Consider the following 2,500-nt stretch of genomic DNA (forward strand, 5'->3'; position numbering starts at 1 on the left):
AACCACGAGGATTGGACATGCCGGATACTGCTTGGCGATACTTGTGTTAACAAGGTTCTGCAGGAGCTTGGGGCAGATTTTCCGGAGAAAGTGGCTTCCGTCATTAACAAGACGTATGATAAGCCGATTGTCATGAACCTGGTAACCAGTCCGCTTGATGCAGACCGCATGGATTACCTGCTGCGGGATGCGTATTATACGGGAGTGAATTATGGGACCATTGACATCGACCGGATATTGCGGATGCTGCGGCCGTTCCGTGACCGCGTGGTGGTCAAGGAATCCGGCATGCACGCCGTGGAGGATTATCTGATGTCGCGGTACCAAATGTACTGGCAGGTGTATTTTCATCCTGTCACCCGAAGTTCGGAGATCATCTTGCGTCAAATTTTTCGCCGTGCAAAAGAGTTGCATGACAACGGGTACGCTTTCCGGTTTATGGTCGAGCCGCTTCCGGCCCTGTTTGAAGGCAATATCGGTGTAAATCAATACCTGCGCCTGGATGAAGCACTTATTCAGACGGCATTTCTGCAATGGACCGAGGAGGAAGACAAGCTTCTTGGCGAATTATGCGGCCGTTTCATGCACCGGAAGCTCTATAAATATGTAGAAATCGACAATATCGATTTGGAGACCATCGACGGGATACGCCAAGCGTTCCGCGATGCGGGGCTGCATCCGGAATATGACCTGGAGATTGATTTTCCAACCGATCTTCCTTATGATAAGGTTCATTCTGATATGCCGCTTAACGAGAAGCAGATCCTGCTTCTGGATCGGCATGATGAGCTGCGGGAAATTTCCGAGGTGTCCGATATTGTACGCTCTATCAGCGGCATTCATAAAGGGCGATATCATCTTTATTTTCCGGAGGAGAAGGTGTATCCGCTACTGGAGCAGATGCCGGAGAAGATAGGTGAGATTTTTAAGCAGCAGAATTAACTTGGTGATCAGGACAACCGCAGCATGATGGGTATAAGCAGTGCTGCAGGAAAATATACGACAAGGAAACGACAGGAAAGGAGACGGTAAAATCATGCTGTTCGACACGCATACTCATCTGGATGCTCCCCAATTCGACGAGGACCGGGAGGAAACCATCGCGCGGGCGCTTGAAGCCGGCGTGAGCCGGATGATTAACATCGGATTTAACCGGGAGACCATACCGACCACGATGAAGCTGGCAGAGAACTATGACTTTATATATGCAGCGGTAGGCTGGCATCCTGTAGATGCCATCACCATGGAGGATCAGGATCTGGATTGGATCGCCTCCCTATGCAGTCATGAGAAGGTGGTGGCTATCGGGGAGATTGGTCTGGACTATTATTGGGATACCTCCCCAAAAGAAGTACAGCATCAAGTGTTCCGCCGCCAAATCGGACTGGCTCGGGAACTGAACATGCCCATTGTCATCCATAACCGGGATGCACATGAAGATATCGTAAAGATTCTGAGGGAGGAAAAAGCCGCTGAGGTCGGCGGTGTAATGCACTCCTTCTCCGGGAGCTGGGAAACGGCCAAAATGTGTCTGGATATGGGATTCCATATTTCATTTGGAGGACCGATTACCTTTAAGAATGCGAAGCAGCCTAAAGAGGTATTGGCGCAGGTTCCACTCGATCGATTATTGATCGAAACGGACTCGCCCTATCTGACCCCCCACCCCTTCCGCGGGAAGCGAAATGAGACCGCTTATGTAAAATTAGTGGCGGAGACCGCAGCCGAGATTAAGGGCATGTCCTTAGAGGAACAACGAGAGCATTCAAATAATTACTTCTTAGGAAGTCACCCTTAAATCAGGTTTCGGCCTGTTACTCACTCGTTGGTCAGTTTTGAGAGTTCAACTCTCAAAACGCCTTTTCTTTTGGAGAGGCAATTGATCCTTGAAAACTAGATAACGAAACGAATTTGCGCAATTAGAAATATTCCTTTTAGCTGAACTTGTGTCAAAACAAGTTTTTATAAAAGTAGCAGCGGAAGATTCGTGACAGTCGATCCTTTGGAAGTTTCGTTTCCACCTATTAACTCGTTTAGTAGATCAGGAAACAAACGGACAACAGAGCGAATGGCGCGAAACTGAAGCGTTGGTTAAGCTACTAAGAGCACACGGAGGATGCCTAGGCGCTAGGAGCCGATGAAGGACGTGGCGAACAACGAAACTGCCTCGGGGAGCTGTAAGCAAGCTTTGATCCGGGGGTGTCCGAATGGGGAAACCCGGCTGATGTAATAGTCAGTCACTTCTATCTGAATACATAGGATAGCAAGAGGCATACCAGGGGAACTGAAACATCTAAGTACCCTGAGGAAGAGAAAACAAGAGTGATTCCGTCAGTAGCGGCGAGCGAACGCGGAACAGCCTAAACCAGAGAGCTTGCTCTCTGGGGTTGTGGGACGTCTCACATGGAGTTACAAAGGAACATATTAGACGAAGAGGTCTGGAAAGGCCCGCGATACGAGGTAAAAGCCCTGTAGTCGAAAGTATATTCCCTCCGAGACG

The 2,500-nt window shown here is 49.1% G+C and carries 2 protein-coding genes and 1 rRNA gene (1 of these 3 cut by a window edge); all 3 read left to right on the forward strand.

The features are described 5' to 3' along the window. A partial coding sequence (locus C3B52_RS35035) for an HD domain-containing protein (RefSeq protein ID WP_103110949.1) occupies positions 1-942 on the forward strand: 942 nt, incomplete at its 5' end. Positions 943-1,036: 94 nt separating this feature from the next. After that, the gene (locus tag C3B52_RS35040; protein WP_103110950.1) at positions 1,037-1,798 is read left to right on the forward strand and encodes a TatD family hydrolase; all 762 of its coding nucleotides are present in this window, start codon (positions 1,037-1,039) and stop codon (positions 1,796-1,798) included. 291 nt (positions 1,799-2,089) lie between these two features. Then, positions 2,090-2,500, forward strand: a 23S ribosomal RNA gene (locus C3B52_RS35045) (its annotated part continues 2,538 nt past the right edge of the window); the annotation flags it as partial.

The sequence above is a fragment of the Brevibacillus reuszeri genome, assembly GCF_002897295.1.
GTDB lineage: Bacteria > Bacillota > Bacilli > Brevibacillales > Brevibacillaceae > Brevibacillus > Brevibacillus reuszeri_A.

Excerpts from the sequence above, each read along its gene's own strand:
- C3B52_RS35040 (WP_103110950.1), top strand. The coding sequence starts at position 1,037 with ATGCTGTTCGACACGCATACTCATCTGGATGCTCCCCAATTCGACGAG.